General features: G+C 70.0%; 14 protein-coding genes. 12 read left to right on the plus strand and 2 right to left on the minus strand.

Annotation, left to right across the window (positions count from 1 at the left end; translation table 11 throughout):
• Positions 1–246: 246 nt before the first annotated feature.
• The 9 genes from ACI1V7_RS06045 (at position 247) to ACI1V7_RS06085 (ending at position 13,415) form a co-directional block, all read left to right on the plus strand.
• Positions 247–3,060: a TonB-dependent receptor gene (locus tag ACI1V7_RS06045; RefSeq protein WP_404530839.1), complete on the plus strand. Its 2,814-nt coding sequence runs from the start codon at positions 247–249 to the stop codon at positions 3,058–3,060.
• A gap of 10 nt (positions 3,061–3,070) precedes the next feature.
• Positions 3,071–4,024: an EamA family transporter gene (locus tag ACI1V7_RS06050; protein WP_404530840.1), complete on the plus strand. Its 954-nt coding sequence runs from the start codon at positions 3,071–3,073 to the stop codon at positions 4,022–4,024.
• Position 4,025: 1 nt separating this feature from the next.
• Positions 4,026–5,327, plus strand: a complete 1,302-nt coding sequence (locus ACI1V7_RS06055) for a D-tagatose-bisphosphate aldolase, class II, non-catalytic subunit (RefSeq protein ID WP_404530841.1) — start codon at positions 4,026–4,028, stop codon at positions 5,325–5,327.
• On the plus strand, positions 5,321–6,505 hold the full coding sequence (locus ACI1V7_RS06060; protein ID WP_404530842.1) for an SIS domain-containing protein: 1,185 nt from the start codon (positions 5,321–5,323) through the stop codon (positions 6,503–6,505). Before ACI1V7_RS06055 ends, ACI1V7_RS06060 begins: the two co-directional genes overlap by 7 nt.
• On the plus strand, positions 6,489–7,454 hold the full coding sequence (locus ACI1V7_RS06065; RefSeq protein WP_404530843.1) for an N-acetylglucosamine kinase: 966 nt from the start codon (positions 6,489–6,491) through the stop codon (positions 7,452–7,454). Before ACI1V7_RS06060 ends, ACI1V7_RS06065 begins: the two co-directional genes overlap by 17 nt.
• 24 nt (positions 7,455–7,478) lie before the next feature.
• Positions 7,479–8,570: an amidohydrolase family protein gene (locus ACI1V7_RS06070; RefSeq protein ID WP_404530844.1), complete on the plus strand. Its 1,092-nt coding sequence runs from the start codon at positions 7,479–7,481 to the stop codon at positions 8,568–8,570.
• 91 nt (positions 8,571–8,661) lie between these two features.
• Positions 8,662–9,489, plus strand: coding sequence for a DeoR/GlpR family DNA-binding transcription regulator (locus tag ACI1V7_RS06075; protein WP_404530845.1), 828 nt, complete (start codon positions 8,662–8,664; stop codon positions 9,487–9,489).
• Positions 9,490–9,546: 57 nt separating this feature from the next.
• The gene (locus ACI1V7_RS06080) at positions 9,547–11,637 is read left to right on the plus strand and encodes a glycoside hydrolase family 36 protein (RefSeq protein WP_404530846.1); all 2,091 of its coding nucleotides are present in this window, start codon (positions 9,547–9,549) and stop codon (positions 11,635–11,637) included.
• Positions 11,634–13,415, plus strand: a complete 1,782-nt coding sequence (locus ACI1V7_RS06085) for an NPCBM/NEW2 domain-containing protein (RefSeq protein WP_404530847.1) — start codon at positions 11,634–11,636, stop codon at positions 13,413–13,415. Before ACI1V7_RS06080 ends, ACI1V7_RS06085 begins: the two co-directional genes overlap by 4 nt.
• 30 nt (positions 13,416–13,445) lie before the next feature.
• Here the strand turns inward: ACI1V7_RS06085 and ACI1V7_RS06090 are convergent, their stop codons facing one another.
• The gene (locus ACI1V7_RS06090) at positions 13,446–14,657 is read right to left on the minus strand and encodes a family 1 glycosylhydrolase (RefSeq protein WP_404530848.1); all 1,212 of its coding nucleotides are present in this window, start codon (positions 14,655–14,657) and stop codon (positions 13,446–13,448) included.
• A gap of 146 nt (positions 14,658–14,803) precedes the next feature.
• Between ACI1V7_RS06090 and ACI1V7_RS06095 the strand changes: the two genes are divergently transcribed.
• The 3 genes from ACI1V7_RS06095 to ACI1V7_RS06105 all read left to right on the plus strand — a co-directional run bounded on the left by ACI1V7_RS06095 (position 14,804) and on the right by ACI1V7_RS06105 (position 19,072).
• The gene (locus ACI1V7_RS06095) at positions 14,804–15,193 is read left to right on the plus strand and encodes a DUF2946 domain-containing protein (protein WP_404530849.1); all 390 of its coding nucleotides are present in this window, start codon (positions 14,804–14,806) and stop codon (positions 15,191–15,193) included.
• Between the two features lie 158 nt (positions 15,194–15,351).
• Entirely contained in the window at positions 15,352–17,508 is a 2,157-nt protein-coding gene (locus tag ACI1V7_RS06100) for a TonB-dependent receptor (RefSeq protein WP_404530850.1), read from the plus strand.
• A 10-nt stretch (positions 17,509–17,518) separates the two neighbouring features.
• Positions 17,519–19,072, plus strand: coding sequence for a PepSY domain-containing protein (locus tag ACI1V7_RS06105; protein ID WP_404530851.1), 1,554 nt, complete (start codon positions 17,519–17,521; stop codon positions 19,070–19,072).
• On the opposite strand, the gene ACI1V7_RS06110 is transcribed toward ACI1V7_RS06105, so the two are convergent.
• Complete coding sequence (locus ACI1V7_RS06110; RefSeq protein ID WP_404530852.1) at positions 19,017–19,991, minus strand: LysR substrate-binding domain-containing protein; 975 nt, start codon at positions 19,989–19,991, stop codon at positions 19,017–19,019. The two genes, ACI1V7_RS06105 and ACI1V7_RS06110, sit on opposite strands and share 56 nt — an antisense overlap.
• Positions 19,992–20,124: the final 133 nt, after the last annotated feature.

The raw sequence follows: 20,124 nt of genomic DNA on the forward strand, positions 1-20,124 counted from the left end.
GGATGATACCAAGCGGAGCGAATCACAAGCGCGACCACCCGACGATCGATTGCTCGGGGGTCTCTATGCACGGCGCAAGCCGGCGTCCCCACCATGCCGGATCATTCACCACTCGCTTGGCATCACTTCAGTAAGGAAAAAACAACAATTTAAAAAAGTTTCGAAAGCTTTCGAAAGTTTGTTGTGTTTTCGTTTCAGGTTTATTACCATCTGATAACAACGAAAGACAACACCCAGGAGATTGCCATGCGTAGCAGATTCGAAACGGGGTTCCGGCGCAGCCTGATGGCTGCGGCGGTGGAGATGGCGCTGTGCGGCACGGCGCTGGCGCAGGCACAGGCCGAGCTGCCGAACATCGCGCCGAATGTCGCACCGAATGCCGCCCCGGCGGCGGCCGCGGCGGCCGGGCCCTCGGTCGTGGTGGTGACGGGCGCCAGGGCGGCGCTGGCCAAGTCGCTCGACCTGAAACGCAATGCGGATGTGATCCAGGATTCGATCTCCGCCACGGAGCTGGGCCGCTTCCCGGACGATAACGTGGCCGACTCGCTGACGCACATATCCGGCATCTCGGTGTCCCGCACGCGCGGCGGCGAAGGCCAGTACATCAACGTGCGCGGCCTGGGCTCCGGCTACAACATCGTCACCCTGAACAAGCGCATCCTGGCCACCGACGGCGACGGCCGCGACTTCGCGTTCGACGTGCTGCCCTCCGAGGTGATCAGCGGCGCCGACGTGATGAAGTCGGCCGAGGCGGCGCAGATGGAAGGCAGCATCGGCGGTTCCGTCAACCTGCGTTCGGCGCGCCCGATGGACAATCCTGGCCAGCACGGCTCCATCCGCTTCGAGGCCGAGCGCAACGACCTGTCGAAGAAAAATGGGGGCAAGCTCTCTGGCGTCTACAGCAATACCTTCAACAACAACACCATGGGCGTGATCGTCGGCGCCGTGCTTTCCAAGCGCAAGGTGCGCACGGATTCGCTCGGCTACCAGACCTACAACGCCGACTCGCCGGGCAGCTTCGACGTCAACGGCGACGGCGCCATCGGTCCCGGCGAGAGCAACCTGCTGGCGCCTTGCTGCATCTCGTTCGGCTCCGTATTCGAGGACAAGAAGCGCTCGGCGCTGTCCGGCGCGTTCGAATGGAAGGTCACGCCGCAGTTCAAGATGACGGTCGATGCCCTCGCCACGCGTCTCGATTCGCCCCAGGTCGGCTACCAGCAATCGTATTACGTCGAGCATGCGCCGGACCGCTGGTCGGACGTCGTCGTGAAGGACCACCTGATCACCAGCATGACGGTGAAGGACCTGGTGCCGGAGATGTCCAACGTCACCACCGACCGCGTGGTCGACACGATGCAGTTCGGCTGGCGTGGCGAATGGAAGCCGACCAGCCGCCTCAAGCTGACGGGCGACGTCTACCGCTCGACCTCGAAGCGCGATTCGGGCGGCAAGGATACCTTCCTCGTCGCCGGCATCGCGGGCCACAATACGGGCTACTACCGCGCCACCAACGGCGGCCTGCCGGACATCCGCGTCCAGCTGGAGGGCGGCCGCGACCTGGCGACTGAGCTGGCTACGGGCCGCCTGGGCAACAAGGACTACGGCATCCACTTCACGGGCCTGACGGGCGTCGACATCAAGGACACCATCGACGGCGCCTCGCTCGAGGGACGCCTGGCACTGGACGGCAAGTGGCACATCGACGGCTTCCAGTTCGGCGCCAGCGCCACCAACCGCAAGAAGGACCGCAACTCGATCGGCAACGAGAAGAGCGGCGGCGCCTGCCAGTACTGCGATATGTACACGATCACGTTCGCGTCGCTGGGCGCCGACGTCGTGCATCCGATGACGCTGCCGAACTACATGCGCAACGCGGGTGGCAGCTTCCCGGGCAGCTTCGTCCAGTTCGACGTGCCGGCCTACCTGGCGGCGCTGGCGAGCCTGAACGGCAAGCCGGTGCTCGATGCGAGCGGCAACCCGACCGGCGAGACCTTCGACGTCAGCAAGACCCAGCCCGTGTTCGTGCCGACCGATTCCTATTCGGTGCGCGAGAAGACGGCCACGCTGTACGGCCAGTTCGAGCTGTCCGGCGACAACTGGAACGGCAACGTCGGCGCGCGCGTCGTGCGTACCAAGACGACGTCGAAGAGCGCCATCGACGAGATCGTCGCGATCGACGACCCGACGCCGAACATCCCGACCAGCAGCCCGACCGTGACCTACAGCCCGGCCGTGCCGGTGTCCGAGGACGGCAAGTACACCAAGTTCCTGCCGTCGGCGAACTTCAGCTGGTGGGCGCGCGAGGACTTCGTCGTGCGTGCCGCCGCCGCCAAGGTCATGGCCCGTCCGTCGCTGGACAAGCTGGCGCCTACCCGCACCGACAACACGCTCGACCGCACCTACATCATCAACATCGTCGGCGATCCGAAGCTTAAGCCGACCGAGGCCGTTCAGCAGGACCTGTCGGTGGAGTGGTACTACCGTCCCAAGTCGGCGATCACGGCGGCCGTCTTCGCCAAGCAGATCAAGAACTTCGTCACCTACCAGACCGACGAGCACGTGGACATCGGCCTGCCCGGCTACCTGTACACGGTCACGCACCCGGTCAACGGCGACAAGGCGCGCGTGCGCGGCATCGAGGTCGGCATCCAGCACCTGTTCGACAACGGCTTCGGCATCAACGCCAAGTTCGCCAAGACCCTGACCAAGGCCTACCAGAACGGCCAGTACGTGGGCCAGCTGGAAGGCGTGGCGCCGACTGCCTCCTCGCTGGGCTTCCTGTACGAGCGCAACGGCATCAACGCCTCGATCTCGTTCGACTACACGGGCGAATACACGCAGAGCACCAACGTCATCGCCGGCTTCCCGAGCAAGGTCGATTCGCTGACGTGGGTGACGGCGTCGGCTTCCTGGGACGTGACCCGCAACATCACGCTGTTCGTCGAAGGGAAGAACCTGAGCGACGCCTCGATGCGCTCGAACCTGGGCCGCAGCGACGCGCTGTACGGCTTCGAGACCTGGGGCCGCACCTACGTGGCCGGCATGAGCATGAAGTTCTGACGGGGCCCGCATGGAAACGACGACGACGATGGACGACGGCGCGGCACGACCGGGCGCGCTGCGCAAGTCCGGCTGGCTGGGCTACGCGCTGGCCACCACGCTGCTGTGGGGCGTGTGGGGCGCGTTCGCGGGCCTGCCGGCCCAGTACGGCTTTCCCGAGACGCTGATCTACGTCGTGTGGGCGCTGACGATGGTGCCGCCGGCGCTGTTCGTGCTGGCCCGCGCCGGCTGGCGCGTGCGCCGCGACGCCCGCGCGGTCGCCTACGGCCTGGCGATCGGCCTGCTCGGCGCGGGCGGGCAGATGATCCTGTTCTACGCGGTCAAGGCGGGACCTACCTATCTGATCTTTCCGCTGATCTCGCTCTCCCCCGTGATCACGATCGCGCTGTCCTTCGCCTTCCTGCGCGAACGCACGGGCGCGCTCGGCACGGCGGGGATCGTGCTGGCGGTATGCGCGCTGCCGCTGTTCGACTATGCGCCGGGGCAGGCCGCCCAGTCGTATGGACTGTGGTTCGTGCTGGCCCTGGGCGTGCTCGCGGCCTGGGGCCTGCAGGCCTACTTCATCAAGCTGGCCAACGCCAGCATGGATGCGGAAAGCATCTTCTTCTACATGACGGCCAGCGCGCTGCTGTTCATCCCGGTGGCGCTGGCGATGACGGATTTTTCGCAGCCGATCAACTACGGCCCGTCCGGGCCGTGGCTGGCGGCGGCGACCCAGGTGCTCAACGCCATCGGCGCGCTGACCCTCGTGCATGCCTTCCGCCACGGCAAGGCCATGGTCGTCTCGCCCCTGGTGAACGCCGGCGCGCCGCTGCTCACCACCGTCATCGCGGTGGCGCTGGCCGGCACGCTCCCCGGCGGCGCCAAGCTGGCCGGCATCGCCCTGTCGCTGGCCGCGGCGCTGCTGCTCGCGCTGCAGCCGGACGACGGCGCCGCCGCACCCTCAACCGATTCCCGGAGCTGACATGGACTACCTGTTGCATCTCGTACGCCGCCACAAGGCAGGCGAAGCCGCCGGCATCCATTCCGTGTGCTCGGCCCATCCGCTGGTCATCGAGGCGGCGATGGAACTGGCGCTGCGGCGCGGCGTGCCCGTGCTGGTGGAAGCCACGTCGAACCAGGTCAACCAGGACGGGGGCTATACCGGCATGACCCCGGCCGCCTTCCGCGACTTCGTGCACGGCATCGCCGACCGCGTCGGCCTGGCGCGCGCCGCCGTGCTGCTGGGCGGCGACCACCTGGGGCCGAACGCCTGGCAGGCGGAGCCCGCGGACGCCGCCATGGCGCGCGCCGAGGTTTTGATCGACCAGTACGTGGCGGCGGGCTTCCGCAAGATCCACCTGGATTGCTCGATGTCCTGCGGCGGCGACCCCGTCCCGCTGGCGGACGCCGTCGTGGCGGCGCGGGCGGCACGGTTGTGCGCCGTCGCCGAGCGCGCCTGGCGCGTGGCCGGCGGCGAGGCGCCCGTGTATGTGGTCGGCACCGAAGTGCCGGTGCCCGGGGGGGCCCACGAGGACCTCGACACGCTCAGCGTGACGACGCCGCAGGCCGCCGCCGCCACCATCACCGCGCACCGCCAGGCGTTCGCGCAGGCCGGGCTGGACGGCGCCTGGCCGCGCGTCGTCGGCCTGGTGGTGCAGCCGGGCGTGGAGTTCGACCACCACAAGGTCATCGACTACCGGCCGGAAAGGGCGGTGGCGCTGAGCCGCTTCATCGAGGCGGAGCCGACGCTGGTGTACGAAGCCCACTCGACGGACTACCAGACCCAGGCCGCCCTGGAGGCGCTCGTGCGCGACCATTTCGCGATCCTGAAGGTTGGGCCGGGCCTCACGTTCGCGTTGCGCGAGACGCTGTGGGCGCTGGCCGACATCGAGCACGAGATGCTGGGCCCGGAGCGCGGCTCGGACTTCAAGAACACGGTGCTGACGACGATGCAGGCCGAGCCGGAATACTGGCGCAAGTACTACCACGATCCGGCGCGCGCGCGCTTCGACCAGCAGTTCAGCCTGAGCGACCGTATCCGTTACTACTGGCCGCACCCGGCGATCCAGGCGGCCCAGGAGCGGCTGCTGGCGAACCTGGAGCGCGAGGCGCCGCCGCTGACGTTGCTGAGCCAGTACCTGCCGGCCCAGTACGAGGCGGTGCGCGAAGGGCGCCTGCGCAACGCGCCGGCCGAACTGCTGAAGGAAGGCGTGGCACGCGTGCTGCGCCACTACATGGACGCGTGCGCCGCCGGCGCCGCAAGGAAGGAGCTGGAAACATGCTAGTAGCAAAGGGGGACATTCTCGGACTCGCCGGGGAGCGTTTGGACGAACTGGGCGGCGGGCTGACCGCGCGCGAAATCGCCCAGCAGGGCCACGTCTGGCCGCAGATCGCGGCGCTGGTGGACGGGCGGCGCGCGGCGCTCGACGCCTTCCTGGCGCCGCTGCTGGCGCGGCGCGACCTGCGCATCGTCCTGACGGGGGCCGGTACCTCGGCCTTCATCGGCGAGTGCCTGGCGCCGGCCATGCTGGCGCAGGGACGCCGCGTGGAGGCCGTGCCCACCACCGACATCGTGTCCGGACCGGGGCGCTTCCTGCAGGCCGGGGTGGCGACGCTGGTGGTGTCGTTCGCTCGGTCCGGCAGCAGCCCGGAAAGCCTGGCGGCCGTGGCGCTGGCCGACCAGCTGGTGGCCGACGTCCACCACCTCGTCATCACCTGCAACGCCGACGGCGAGTTGTACCGGATGGCGCAGCAGCGGACCAATGCCTTCGCGATCCTGCTGCCGGACGCCACCCACGACCGCGGCTTTGCCATGACCACGAGCTTCACCTCGATGCTGCTGGCGGCGGCACTGGCTTTCGGCGCACTGCCGGTCGCCGCCGCCGGCGCGCCGGCGCGCGCCGCGCTCGATCTGCTGGACGGGTCGCTGCCGACCCTGCAGGCACTGGTGGAGCGCCGCTTCCGGCGCGTGGTCTACCTGGGCAGCAACGAGCTGCGCGGATTGGCGCGCGAGGCAGCGCTGAAGCTGCTGGAACTGACGGACGGGCAGGTCGTCGCGCTGTTCGACTCGCCGCTGGGCTTCCGCCACGGTCCCAAGACGATCGTCGATGGCGACACCCTCGTCGTCGTGCTGCTGTCGAACGATCCGTACACGCGCCGCTACGACCTCGACCTGTTGCGCGAGCTGCGCGGCGACGGGCGCGCCGGCCGCGTGCTGGCGCTGAGCGGACAGGTGGCGCCCGAGCCCGGCACGGACTGCGTGACGGCCGCCGGCATGGTGCAGGCGCACGACCTGGCACTGGCGCTGCCCTATATCGTGTTCTGCCAGGCATTCGCACTGCTGCAGTCGCTGGCGCTGGGCCTGCGCCCCGACACGCCGAGCGTTTCCGGCACGGTCAACCGCGTCGTGCGCGGTGTCACCATCCATCCGTTCGCGGGAGGGCGTGATGTTCCTCGGGATTGACGGCGGCGGCACCAAGACGGCGTTCGCCCTCGTCGATGCGGGCGGCGCCGTGCTGGCGCGGCACGAGGAGAGCAGCGCCTACTACATCGAGGTCGGCATGGACGGCGCCGCCGCGATGCTGGCGCGCGGCTGTGCGGCCGTGTTCGGCGCCGCGGGCATCGCACCCGGCGACCTGGCCTTCGCCTTCTTCGGCCTGCCGGCCTACGGCGAGGACCGCGCCGCCCAGGCGCTGCTGGACGCGCTGCCCCGCGCCATCCTGGGCCACGAGCGCTACCTGTGCGGCAACGACATGGTGTGCAGCTGGTCCGGTTCGCTCGCCTGCGCCGACGGCATCAGCGTGATCGCCGGCACCGGTTCGATGGCCTATGGCGAATATGCGGGGCGCAAGGCCCGCGCCGGCGGCTGGGGAGAACTGTTCAGCGACGAGGGGTCGGCGCACTGGATCGCCCGCGCCGGCCTGGCGCTGTTCTCGCGCATGAGCGATGGACGCGCACCGCGCGGTCCGCTGTACGCGCTGGTGCGCGCGCGGCTGGCGCTGCAGGAAGACCTGGACCTGTGCGGCGTCGTCTACGGTGAACTGAATGCCGAGCGCAGCCGCGTGGCCGCGCTGGCGCGCCTGGTGACCGAGGCCGCGACGCAGGGCGACCTCCTGGCGCAGGCGATCGTCGACCGGGCCGCCGCCGAACTGGCCGACATGGTCGATGCCGTGCGCACCCGCCTCGACGTGCCGGCCGCCGCCACGCTCGCCGTGTCGCACACGGGTGGCCTGTTCGGCCCGGAAAGCCCGCTGCGTGCGCCGTTCGCGCGGACGCTGGCGGCGCGCGCGCGACCCTACCTGTTGCGTGAGCCGCTGCTGGCCCCGAGCCTGGGCGCGGCCCTGTATGCCGCGCGCACGAACGGCACGCCGCTGGACGCCGCCGCGCTGGCGCGCCTGGGCGCGGCGCGCTAGAACGAAAAGCATGGAGGAGAAACGATGCGCAGCACACTGATAGCCCTGGTCCTTGCCGTCACGGCGGCCATGCCGGCGGTGGCGGCCGACCGCTACACGATGGCCGATTTCGAGAAGGTGCCGAAGATCGACGCGCACCTTCACCTGCATGGGGAGGACCAGGACGCCTACCTGGCGCTGGCGCGCAAGGACAACTTCCGGGCGCTGACGATCAACGTCGACTATCCGGATTTTCCGCCGCTGGCGCGTCAGCGCCGCGTCGCCAGCGCGGCGGCGCACGCGCATCCGGGGCAGATCGCCTGGGCGGCGACCTTTGCCACGACGGGGTTCGAGCGACCCGGCTGGACCGAGGCGACGCTGGCGGACCTGGACGGCGCGCTGGCCGACGGCGCCGTCGGCGTCAAGGTATGGAAGAACATCGGCATGGACATGCGCGACAGTGCCGGCAAGCTGGTGATGGTCGACGATCCGCGCCTGGCCGGCGTGTTTTCCGGCCTGGAACGGCGCCGCACGATGGTGCTGGGACACCAGGGCGAGCCGCACAACTGCTGGCTCCCGGTCGAGCAGATGACCGTGAACAACGACCGCGAGTACTTCGCGAAGCATCCTGCGTACCACATGTACAAGCACATGGAGATGCCGAGCTACGAGCAGCAGATGGCGGCGCGCGACCGCCTGCTGGCCGCGCACCCGCGCCTGCGCTTCACCGGCGTGCACATGGCGTCGCTGGAGTGGGACGTGGCGCGGCTGGGACGCTGGCTCGACGACCATCCGGGCGTGAACGTCGACGTGGCGGCGCGGATCGGCCAGATCCAGTACCAGTCGCAGCGCAACCTGCGGCAGGTACGCGACTTCTTCGTCAAGTACCAGGACCGCCTGATGTACGGCACCGACCTGGCGCAGTCGGACGCCCAGCCGGACGCCGAGTTCGTGCGTGACCTGGACACCGTCTGGCGGCGCGACTGGCGCTATTTCACGACGGCCGACAGCATCGCGGTGCCGGAGCTGGACGGGCCGGTGCGCGGCCTGGCGCTGCCGCGCCAGGTGGTGGACAAGCTGTACCGGCTGAATGCGGAAAAAGCCTATCCGAAGGCATGGCATAGTCCGAAAGCATAAGCTTAGACCGATCTTTCGTTTCATTTCGCGTTGTCACTCCTGTATCATCGCTTCACCAGGATGGTGCAACCAGGACCCCGAAAGATCGGCAATGAAGCAAACAAATAAAACGGAAACGAAAGCTGCGATCGCAGGTGGTGCGGGCGACGCGGACCTGCTGGTCGAGGAGCGCCGCCGCCACATCCGCGAGCTGGTCGGTGAGCGTGGACGGATCACGGTGGCCGAGCTTGCGGCGATGTTCGACATCTCGCAGGTCACGGCACGCAATGACCTGAATGCGCTGGCCGAGATCGGCGCCGTGGTGCGCACGCGCGGCGGGGCGCTGGCCCAGCGCGCCGACGAGGACCTGCCGATCGGCGTCAAGCAGAGCCTGCGTCGCGCCGAAAAGATGCGCATCGCCGAGGCCGCGGTGCAACTGATCGGGGAAGGGCAGACGATCGTGCTCGATTCGGGCACGACGACGGCGGAAATCGCCAAGCAGATCCGCGGCCTGAAGCTGCAGTCGGTGAACGTGATCACCAATGCGCTGAACATCGCGGTGCTGCTGGCCGGCGCGCCGCACGTCACCCTGATCATGCTGGGCGGCGTGCTCCGGCCCAGTTCGTATTCGCTGGGCGGGCCGCAAGCGGAGGCCGCGTTGCAGGGACTGCACGCCGACATCCTGTTCCTGGGCTTCGACGGGCTGGATCCGGAGATCGGCGTGATGACGCCGCACCTGCTGGAAGCGCGGCTGAACACGCGCATGCTGGAGATCGCGCGCAGCGTGGTGGCGGTCGGCGACTCGTCCAAGCTCGGACGGCGCAGCCTGTCCGTCATCGCTAAGATCGAACAGATCGACCGCATCATCACGGACGCCGGGGCGGCGCCGGAGACGGTCGAGGCGCTGCGCGCGCGCGGCGCGCAAGTCGAGCTGGTGTAGGGAAGGCCGCGGGCCGGCCCGGCGCCGGTCCCGGAACAGACCTACACGAGGAGACCTATGAAGCAATCGCACGACGAACGCCGCCGCAGCCTGCTGCAGTGGCTGGCCGGGACGGCCGTGGCATCGACGGTGGGGCCGGCTGCAGCGGCGGCCGCCCAGGGCGGCAAGGGCAGGGACGTGGCGCGCATCGGCGACGCCGCGATGGCCCTCGAGTTCGACGGCAAGCTGCAATGCCGGGTGGTCTCGAAGCTGGGAGCGCGCCCGGCGGCCGTCACCGGCTTCGCGCCCAGCGAGCGGCTGCGCCTGCCGAACGGCCGCTGGATCGAGCGCTTCGACCTCACCGCCCAGGCGCTCGACCGCGTCGACGGCGCCCACGGCCCCGGGGTGCGCCACCGCCTGACGGGCCTCGCCCCGGAAGGCATCGAGAAGACCGTCGCCGTCACCTTCTACGCCCGTCATCCGGGCTTCGCCGTCATCCGGACGAGCTACCGCAACACCGGCAGCAAGCCCTTGCTGGTCGCGGCCTGGGCCAACAGCGCGCACACCCTGCGCCCGAGCGCGCGCGGCGAGCGCGGATTCTGGACGTATTCCGGCGCCACCCACCCGGACCGGCGCGACTGGGTGCAGCCGCTGGTGCACGGCTTCGACCAGCGCAACTTCATGGGCATGAACGGTTCCGACTATGGCGGCGGCACGCCGGCGGCCGACGTCTGGCAGCGCGAGTGCGGCCTCGCCGTGGGCCACCTGGACACGGTGCCGCGGCTGGTGGCGCTGCCCGTGCGCGCCGTCGACGGCGGCGCCGCGCTGGCCGTCGAGTTCGAAGGCGAAGCGACGATTGCGCCGGGCGCGTCGTTCGACACGCTGGAGACTTTCCTGGCCATCCACGGCGGCGACTACTTCGCCGCGCTGGACCGCTACCGCCAGGTGATGGCCGAGCGCGGCCTGCGCGCACCGGACGCCCCGGCGGACTGCTACGAGCCGATCTGGTGCGCCTGGGGCTACGAACGTGATTTCACCGTGCCCCTGATGGTGGGCACGCTGCAGAAGGCCAAGGAGCTGGGTCTCGAATGGGCCGTGCTGGACGACGGCTGGCAGAACAACGAGGGCGACTGGAAGCTGGACGCGCACAAGTTCCCGCACGGAGAAGCGGACATGCGCGGCCTGGTGGGCGCCATCAAGGACGCCGGCATGAAGGCGCGCCTGTGGATCACGCCGCTGGCCGTCGATCCGGGCTCGGACCTGCTGCACGACCATACGGACATGCTGTTGCTGGACAAGGACGGCGCGCCGCAGCTGATCAGCTGGTGGAACAGCTTCTACCTGTGCCCCGCCTACGAGCCGACGCGCGAGATGACGCGGGCCTGGATCCGCAAGATCTTCGGGGAGTGGGGCTACCAGGGCATCAAGATCGACGGCCAGCACCTGAACGGCGTCGCGCCCTGCCACAATCCGGCCCACAAGCATGCGCGTCCGGAGGAATCGTTCGAGCGCCTGCAGGATTTCTGGAAGATGGTGTACGACACGGCGCGCGAAGTGAACCCGAACGCCGTCGTCGAGCTGTGCCCCTGCGGCACCTCGTACGCCTTCCACAACTTTCCCTACATGAACCAGGCGCCGGCGTCCGATCCGCTATCGTCCTGGCAGGTGCGCCACAAGGGCAAGACCATCAAGGCGCTGATGGGGCCATCGGCCCCGTATGCCGGCGACCACGTCGAGCTGAGCGACGGCCACGACGACTTCGCGTCCACCGTCGGCATCGGCGCCGTGCTGTCGACCAAGTTCACCTGGCCCGTCGACCCCAAGCCCAAGGACAGCTTCCTGCTGACGCCGGAAAAGGAAGTCGTCTGGCGCAAGTGGATCGGGGTCTACCGCGACAAGATGCTGCCGCAGGGTGTCTATCGGGGTGAACTGTACGACATCGGCTTCGACAAGCCCGAGGGCCATGCGATCGAGAAGGATGGCCGCATGTACTTCGCGTTCTACGCGCCGCACTGGGATGGCCCGGTCGCGTTGCGCGGCCTGGGACCGGGGCGCTGGCGCCTGCGCGACTACGTGGACGGCCGCGATCTCGGCGAGGTGCAGGGCGGCGTTGCGCGGCCGACGCTGCGCTTCACCCGTGCGCTGCTGATCGAGGCGGTGCCGGCATGAGGGCGCGTGGCACGCTGCTGGCCGCGGCGCTGCTGGCCGGGTCCGCTGCCGCGCTTGCCGGCACCGCCGCTCCGGCTCCGGCCGCGACGCCGCCGATGGGCTGGAATCCGTGGAACGCCTTCCACACGGAGGTCGACGAGGCGAAGATCCTGGCCGTCGCGGACAAGCTGGCGAGCAGCGGCCTGCGCGATGCCGGCTACCGCTACGTGAATATGGACGACGGCTGGTGGCGCACGCGCCGCGCCGACGGCCGCATCGAGGTGCGCACCAGCATGTTCCCCAGCGGCGCGCTGGCCGACGGCAGCACCAGCATGCGCCGCTTCGTCGACGCGCTGCACGCGCGCGGCCTGAGGGCCGGCATCTACACGGACATCGGCCGCAATGCCTGCTCGCAGGCCTGGGACCGGCATTCGCCCAACCTGCCCGAGGGCACGCAGGCCGCCCGCGAGATCGGCACCTTCGGCCACCAGGCCGCCGACATGCGCCTGCTGTTCGGCGAATGGCGGTTCGACTACGTCAAGGTGGATGCCTGCGGCCTGGCCGACTTCGGCGCGGAGCAGCCCTGGGTGAGCGACGGCACGCACCGCGCCGTCGAGCCCTGGATCGTGCTCGGCCGGCCCGATGCCGCCGGCGCCGCCCGGGTCGAGGCCTTGTACGCGGGCCTGAAGGGCGCGCTGCATGCCGTCCGGCCGGAGGACGACTACGTGCTCTCCATCTGCGCCTGGGGCGAGGCACGGGTGGGCAACTGGGCCGGCAAGTACGGCAACCTGTGGCGCACCAGCGCCGACATCGAGCCGACCTGGACGTCGATGCTGCACAACTTCGACAGCGCCGCCGCGCGTGCGCTGTACGCGGGACCGGGCGGCTGGAACGACCCGGACATGCTGGAGCTGGGCCACGGGGAATTCGACGCCGGCCACCTGGTGGAGGCGCGCTCCCACCTGTCGCTGTGGGCAATCGCGGCGGCGCCGCTGATCCTGGGCGCCGACCTGACCCGCATGCCGCAGGCGCTGCTCGACATCGCGGGAAAACGCGAGGTCATCGCCGTCGACCAGGACCCGGCCGGCCACCAGGGCGTGACCGTGATGCGCGACGGCGACGTCCAGGTCCTGGCGCGGACGCTGGCCGCGGCCGGCCGCAAGGCCGTCGCGGTGGTCAACCGCGGCGATCGTGCGCGCCGCGTGACACTGCCGCTGGCGCGCCTCCACATGGCCTCCGGTGCGACGGCGCGCGACCTGTGGACGGGCGCCGAGCGCCGCCTGGACGGCGCGCTGACCGTCGCGCTGGCGCCCCGCGAGACGGCGCTGCTGCTGCTGAGCGGCGCCGCCGCGGAGCCAGGCACCGTGTACCTCAGCGAGGTCCCGGCGCGCATCCGCGTGCTGGAGGACGGAGGTGCCGCGTTGCCGACGCTGCTCGCGGCATCGTGGATTCCCGCGCAGGTGAACGCGGCGCCGTCGGGGCGGCCGCTGGCGCTGGCGGGCGTGCGGGCGGACGACGGCCTGGGCGTGCTCGCCGGTTCGCGCCTGGCGCTGCGCCTGGACGGGGAATTCGCGCGCTTTCGCGGCCGTGTCGGCGTCAACGATGGCGGCATGGCTGCGCGGGACGGGCTGGCGTGGCGCATCCTCGGCGACGGCAAGCCCCTGTCCGAAGGGCGGGGCAAGGTGCCGGCCGACGTCGATGTCGATGTGCGCGGCGTGCGCACGCTGGAACTGGTCAGCGGGGAGGCGGGCGGCTTGCCAGTGGAAGTGGCCTGGGCAGGCGCCCGCCTGCAGCATTGAGCGGCGCCGGGCGTTGCCGCCCGGCGTGCGTCAGACGTGCCCCGTCCAGGCGGCGATCAGTTCGCGGTAGGCGTGGCCGACAGGGCGTACCCGCCGTTCGAGGTCGACGAGGCCGCGCGGATTGACCTTGCCGTGCTGCTCGCGCAGGTGGATGTCCCAGTCGACCTGGTCGGCCAGCGCATACCAGGTGAAGCCCACCATCGGCACGCCGCAATGCATCAGGCTGCGCACCAGCATCCACTGGTGGCGCAGCCACGCGCTGGCCTCGTCGCCGCCGTCGCCCTGGTCGCGGTTGGTCTCCGTGTGCATCAGCGGCAGCCCGTAGCGCTGCCAGTACTCGTGCGCGATGGCGGCATAGCCGAGCAGCCCGTCGGGCAGGCCCATCTCGCCGTTTTCCTCGACGTGGTGCTCGTTGCTCTCGTAGTAGTCGGTACCCAGGATGCAGCAGTGGCGCAGCGCGTGCTCCTCGAAGAAGCGCAGGTCTTCTTCCTGCATGCCGTTGTCGAGCACGTACTCGCGCAGCGCGCCCGCGAGCGGACGGCCGTAGTTCAGGTCCAGCGACAGGAAGCGCCGTTCGTTGCGGGCATTGGACAGCGCGACGGCGCCCGGCACCGCGGCATGGAAGTACTCGGTCGACTCGCTCTGCACGAACAGGGCGTCGGGCCGGTGGCGCAGGATCTCGTGCATGGCCAGCACGCTGGCGCGGGCCAGGTGGTGCAGGGCGCGCACGTAGGCCGCATGGCTGCGTTCCTGCTCGTTCCACCAGCCGTACAGCGCCGACGAGCGCGCGCCGATATAGATCTCGTTGACGGGGGTGTACAGGCGCACCCAGGGATAGCGCCGGGCGAAGGCGCCCGCATACTCCTTGAACAAGGCGGGGAAGTCGGGATTCTGGAAATTGCCGATCCAGTCCGGCACGCAGAAATGGCAGAGGTCGACGATGGGCTCGATGCCCAGGCGGCGCAGCTCGGCGAAGGCCAGGTCGGAGAATTCCCAGTCGTAGCGGTCGGGGCCGAGCCAGGTACGGTACAAGGGCACGCCGTAGCGCAGCCAGCGCACGCCCAGCTCCGCGGTGCGGGCGAAGTCCGTCTTCCAGTGGTCGTAGTGCCCGCACTCGGCCATCTGGTCGCGGCGCAGCTTGCCGCCCTCGATCGTCGGGGCACTGTTCTCGATGCCCGTGGCGAACATGAAAGGAAGCGCATCGCGGTGGCAGGGCGCGCTTTCCCGGCGCTGATTCGGCATCGCAAATCCATGAATGTTGTCGAATGGTCAGCTTAGCATCGGTGCCAGCGTGGCCGCGCCCGATTCGGCTTCTCGTGCCGATGGACATTTTGTCCTCCCCCGAACAGCGGAGCGGCGCGCGATGTCGCTTTGGCTATAATGACGCCATGGGCACTTCACTGAGACACCGCTGCGTCACCGCCTGGATCGCCATGCTGGCCGTCCTGTTCGGCGTGCTCGCGCCCTCGGTGTCGCAAGCGCTGCCCGCGTCGCAGGCCGTCCAGGACGTCGTCGAGATCTGTACGGCGCACGGCATCCAGCTGCTGCAACAGGATGCCGCCATCCCCGGCGGCGACGATGCGCTGGCCAAGAACGCCGGCCACTGCGCCTACTGCCTCACCCATGCGCATCCCGTGGCGATGACGCCGCCCACGCCCTTCGTGCTCGCCGTCCTGCGCGGGCACGACGACTATCCGCCGCTCTACTATCGTTCCGCGCGCCCGCTGGCAGCGTGGATCGCCGCGCAATCGCGCGCCCCGCCTGCCTTCTTCGCCTGAGTTGCACCGCTGCCGGTTTCCGGCATGACGCCACCACGTATCACATCTGCCCCGGCATGCGCCCCGCGCGCCGGTGGCCAGCGTGCGTGGCGGCGATCGCCGCCCGCCGCCGTCACGACACGGCCGCGGCGGCCCACCAGAACGATAGAAGAACAACCATGCATCCCACGCGCGTATTCTCCGCCACCCCGTCGTCCTTGCCGCGCAAGGCACTCTATATTTCCTGCCTGCTGGCCTGGTGCGGCACCCAGCCGGCCCAGGCCTTCGACGACCCCGAACCGGGCCCCGTCGCGAAAGTCGTCGTCACGGGCAGCGCCCAGGACGGCACGCTGCAGGACCGCACCGCCACCGGCTCCTACCTCGATTTGTCGCGGCTGGAGACGCCGGCCAGCATCGACGTCCTCACACGCAAGCAGCTGGAGGAGCGCGGCGACGTCAACCTGACGGACGCGATCGTGCGCGCCCCCGGCATCAGCAGCCTGCCGCATCCGGGCAACTCATCCTCGTCGCTGGCCGCGCGCGGCTTCACGGACACCACGTCCGTGATGCGCCTGTACGACGGCCTGCGCCAGTACGGCGGCGCCGGCCTTTCGTTTCCCTTCGATACCTGGGCCGTCGAGCGCATCGAGGTGCTGCGCGGACCGGCGTCCGTGATCTATGGCGAGGGCGCCATCGGCGGCGTCGTCAACGTCGTGCCGAAGCAGCCGACCCGCGGTCCCGTGCAGAACGAGGTCCAGGCCGCCATCGGCACGGAGGACACGCGCCGCATCGCGTTCGGCAGCGGCGGGGCGATCGACGAACACTGGTCCTACCGCGTCGATGCCAGCGCGGACCGGTCGGACGGCTGGGTCGACATGGGCGAGTCGCGCAACCGCGCGTTTTCCGGCGCGCTGCGCTTCGACGTGTCGCCCGAGCTGTGGTTCAAGCTGTCGATGGCCTACGGCTACCAGAAGCCGATGCGCTATTTCGGCACGCCGCTGGTCGACGGCCAGCAGCTGGAGGCGACGCGCGACCGGAACTACAACGTGGCCGACAGCGTCATCACCTACAAGGACCGCTGGTTCGGTCTGGACGCCAACTGGCAGCCCGATGCGTCGACGACGGTGCGCTCGCGCTTCTACCGCGTCGCGAGCGACCGCCACTGGCGCAATGCCGAGGCCTATGTCTACGACCCGGACACGCGCCTCGTCGACCGTTCCGACGATACGGAGATCCTGCACGACCAGGCCCAGAACGGCAACACGACGACGGCCACCGTCAAGGGCAGCCTGTTCGGCCTGAAGAACGACGTCTCGGCGGGCTTCGACGTGAACGCCACCTCGTTCACCCACATCAACAATACCTATGCGGGCTCGCCGGGCCCGGTCGACCTGTATGACCCGGTGCCGGGCGTCTTCGTGAGCGACATCCCAACGATCCCGCGCTACCGCATCCGCGCGCGCCAGTACGCGCTGTTCATGGAGGACCGCCTGGCGCTGGACGAGCGCTGGTCGCTGCTGGGCGGCCTGCGCTACGACCATGCGAAGCTGGAGCGCACCGACTTGGTGGCCCGCCGCCTCGCCTACGACAAGGTGTTCGCCGATACGGGCTGGCGGGTCGGTACCGTCTACGAGGCGGCGCCCGGCCTTGCCCTGTACGCCCAGTATGCGCGCGCCGCCGACCCCGTGAGCTCGCAGCTGTTCCTGTCGCCCGCCAACAGCAATTTCAAGAACGCGACGGGGCGCCAGTTCGAAGCGGGCGTCAAGCAGTCGCTGGCCGACAAACGGGGAGAGTGGACGCTCGCCGTCTACGACATCCGCAAGGACAACCTGCTGACGCGCGATCCGGCCAATCCGGCACAGAGCATTCAGGTCGGAGGCCGCTCCTCGCGCGGCGTCGAAGGGACGCTGAACCTGCTGCTGGCGCCGGGGTGGACGCTGGACGCCAACGCCTCCGTGCTGCGCGCCCGCTACGACGACTTCAGCGAGAACGTGGGCGGCATACCCGTCTCGCGCGCGGGCAAGCTGCCGCCGGACGTACCGCGCCGCCTGGCGAACCTGTGGCTGCACTGGCAGCCGCTGCCCGCCTGGAGCGCCAGCGCCGGCCTGCGCTACGTGGGGGAGCGCTATGCCGACAACGCGAACACGCTGCGCATGCCCGCCTACGCGACCACCGACCTGTCGCTGCGCTGGAAGGTGGCGGGCCAGACCAGCCTGACGCTGCACGGCACCAACGTCTTCGACAAGCGCTACTACCAGACGGCGTACTACACGCCGACGCAGTGGCTGGTGGGGCCGGATCGCCGCGTCGAGCTCGTGCTCGACCACCGGTTCTGACGTGCGCCCGATGAGTACCGGCTTCAAGCGCGCCGCCTTCCTCGTCCACCGCTGGACGGGCGTGTCCATGTGCGTGCTGATGGTGCTGTGGTTCGCCAGCGGCATGGTGATGCTGTTCGCGGGCTACCCGAAGCTGACGCCGTGGGAGCGCCTGGCGGGCCTGCCGGCGCTTCCGGCGCAAGGCTGCTGCGTCGACCCCGCGGCGCTGCCGGGCGTGCAGGATGCGCGCAAGCTCGTGCTGACGTCGGTCCGCGGCGCACCGCACTACGTGCTGACCGACGGGCGCGGCGCCGTGACCGCGTTCGACGCGCGGACCGGACGCCGCGAAGGCGCCGTCGGCAGAGAGGGCGCGCTGGAGGCGGCACGCTCCTTCCTGCCCGGCGCGCGGGCCAGCTACATGGGCACCGTCGGCGAAGACCGCTGGACGCATTCGCGTGCGCTGGACGTCCACCGGCCGCTGCACGTGGTCGAGATGGGCGATGGCGCCGCCACGCGGCTGTACGTGTCGTCGCGCACGGGGCAGGTGATGCTGGACGCGCCGCGCGCGCAGCGGCTGTGGAACTTCGTCGGCGCCTGGCTGCACTGGCTGTACATGTTCCGCAACCAGCCGTCCGACCCCGTCTGGACCTGGCTCGTGATCGCCTTGTCCGCCGTGGGCACCGTGTCGGCCCTCACGGGGGCGCTGAACGGCATCTTGCGCTGGCGCTTCAGCGGCCGCTACAAGTCCGGCGCGAAGACGCCGTTCCGGGAGACGGCGATGCGCTGGCACCACGTGCTGGGACTCGCGTTCGGCGCGCTGGTGCTGGCCTGGATCTTCAGCGGCCTGATGTCGATGAATCCGCTCGGCGTGTTCGATGCGGCCGGCCCGGAGCCCGACGCGGCCGCCTACGCGGGCGGCACGCCCGGGGTGCGGCGTCCGGACCTGCCCGTGGCGCGCGCGCTGGCGCTGCTGCGCGACGCCGGATTCGATCCGCGCGAGCTCGAATGGCGGGTGCTGGATGGCGCACCCTTCCTGCTGGCGCGCGACGGCTGTGACCGCACGCGGATCGTCGCGAACGACGGCGCCGGCTTCGCCGTGCTGACGCGCTGGCCGGGCGCCCGCCTGCTGGCGGCAGCGCGCCACCTGATGCCGGGCGCGGCGTCCGTGCCGCAACGCGTCGACCGCTACGACGCCTATTACTATGCCCGCCAGGAGCAGTCGATGTACGGCGCCGACGAGCGCCGCCTGCCCGTGCTGCGCCTCGTCTACGACGACGCGCACGCGACCTGGACCCACCTCGATCCGTACACGGGCGAGGTCGCGTCCAGCCTGGACCGCCGCCAGCGCCTGGGCCGCTGGCTGTTCAACCTGCTGCACAGCTGGGACTTGCCGGCGATGCTGGACGCCGGCTGGGTGCGCGAGGCCGTGTTGCTGGTGCTCGGCGCGGGCGGGCTGCTGTTTTCCGGCACGGCCGTCGTGATCGGCGCGCGGCGCCTGCGCAAGCGCGCCGGCGCCGGGCGGGCCGGCGTCACGCGGCCGGGTGGGGCAGCGGAGGCGCGATCTTCTGGAACTGGTGCAGGGTGACGCCGCGCGCCGGCATCTGCGCGGCGAGTCTCGCCATGTCCGCTTCCAGGCGCTTGCGCATGGCGGCCGGCAGCGCGCGCACGAACGGCGACGCCGGCTGGTCCGGCGGCCACACGGTCAGCGCCGTGAAATCGAGGCGCTCGGAAAAGGGACGGAACACGAGGCCCGTGCCCAGGTAGTCGCAAGCCGTGACGGGGTTGACGATGGCGATGCCGATCCCGCTGCGCACCAGTTCGCACAGGCTGATCGTGTAGGTGCTCTCGATGGCCGTCCGCAGCTGCACGCCGTGGGCGCGGCAGATGGCGTCCAGGCGCACGCTGACGGTGTCGCCCGGGTTCAGCGACACGAAGGGGTAGCGCGCCAGCTGGCGCGGCGTCACGACGTCCTGCGCCGCGAGCGGATGGCCGGCGGGCAGGGCGACGACGCCGAAATAGTGGGCGAACAGCGCATGTTCGAGGCCGCTCACGGACACGTCGTCCGCTACCAGGCCGAATTCCGCCTCGCCGCGCAGCACGCAGTCGCGCACGTCCTGCGAGCCCATCACCTGCAGCGAGACCAGGCTGCGCTCGCGCTGCGGCCCCAGGTCGGCCAGCACGCGCGGCATGAAGCCGATGCCCAGGCCGGGGAAACTGGCGATGCGCACGCGGCCGGCCCCGAACTGGCTCAGCGTGCGGATGCGGTGTTCGATCAGGTCCATGCCGACGTAATGGCGCTGCACCTCCGCCAGCAGCGCGTGCGCTTCCTGGTTCGGGCGCAGCTTGCCGCCGGCGCGCTGGAACAGGTCGAGCCCCGCGTGCTTCTCGAGCCGGCGCAGCGCGAGGCTGACGGCCGGCTGGGACAGGCCGAGCAGGCGCGCCGCCTTGGTGGCGGAGCCGGAAGTCATCACGGTGCGGAAGATATCGATGTCGCGCTCGAGCATGGTGCGGGCATTATGGCCCAGCCGGGACGGTCTTGGAAGGGGCGGGCATAAGCGGCGCTGATGGGGCCATCAGCGGCCGTCTTGCCCCCGTGGCGGCCGCTGCGCCATACTGGGCGGCACATCCACTCTTGAT

Origin of the sequence: Massilia paldalensis (assembly GCF_044901715.1) — a bacterium.
Taxonomy (GTDB): domain Bacteria; phylum Pseudomonadota; class Gammaproteobacteria; order Burkholderiales; family Burkholderiaceae_D; genus Telluria; species Telluria paldalensis.

Bases quoted from the DNA above. Each gene is read 5' to 3' on its own strand.
- ACI1V7_RS06045 (WP_404530839.1), top strand. From the start codon at position 247: ATGCGTAGCAGATTCGAAACGGGGTTCCGGCGCAGCCTGATGGCTGCG.
- ACI1V7_RS06050 (WP_404530840.1), top strand. From the start codon at position 3,071: ATGGAAACGACGACGACGATGGACGACGGCGCGGCACGACCGGGCGCG.
- ACI1V7_RS06055 (WP_404530841.1), top strand. From the start codon at position 4,026: ATGGACTACCTGTTGCATCTCGTACGCCGCCACAAGGCAGGCGAAGCC.
- ACI1V7_RS06060 (WP_404530842.1), top strand. From the start codon at position 5,321: ATGCTAGTAGCAAAGGGGGACATTCTCGGACTCGCCGGGGAGCGTTTG.
- ACI1V7_RS06065 (WP_404530843.1), top strand. From the start codon at position 6,489: ATGTTCCTCGGGATTGACGGCGGCGGCACCAAGACGGCGTTCGCCCTC.
- ACI1V7_RS06070 (WP_404530844.1), top strand. From the start codon at position 7,479: ATGCGCAGCACACTGATAGCCCTGGTCCTTGCCGTCACGGCGGCCATG.
- ACI1V7_RS06075 (WP_404530845.1), top strand. From the start codon at position 8,662: ATGAAGCAAACAAATAAAACGGAAACGAAAGCTGCGATCGCAGGTGGT.
- ACI1V7_RS06080 (WP_404530846.1), top strand. From the start codon at position 9,547: ATGAAGCAATCGCACGACGAACGCCGCCGCAGCCTGCTGCAGTGGCTG.
- ACI1V7_RS06085 (WP_404530847.1), top strand. From the start codon at position 11,634: ATGAGGGCGCGTGGCACGCTGCTGGCCGCGGCGCTGCTGGCCGGGTCC.
- ACI1V7_RS06090 (WP_404530848.1), bottom strand. From the start codon at position 14,657: ATGCCGAATCAGCGCCGGGAAAGCGCGCCCTGCCACCGCGATGCGCTT.
- ACI1V7_RS06095 (WP_404530849.1), top strand. From the start codon at position 14,804: ATGGGCACTTCACTGAGACACCGCTGCGTCACCGCCTGGATCGCCATG.
- ACI1V7_RS06100 (WP_404530850.1), top strand. From the start codon at position 15,352: ATGCATCCCACGCGCGTATTCTCCGCCACCCCGTCGTCCTTGCCGCGC.
- ACI1V7_RS06105 (WP_404530851.1), top strand. From the start codon at position 17,519: ATGAGTACCGGCTTCAAGCGCGCCGCCTTCCTCGTCCACCGCTGGACG.
- ACI1V7_RS06110 (WP_404530852.1), bottom strand. From the start codon at position 19,991: ATGCTCGAGCGCGACATCGATATCTTCCGCACCGTGATGACTTCCGGC.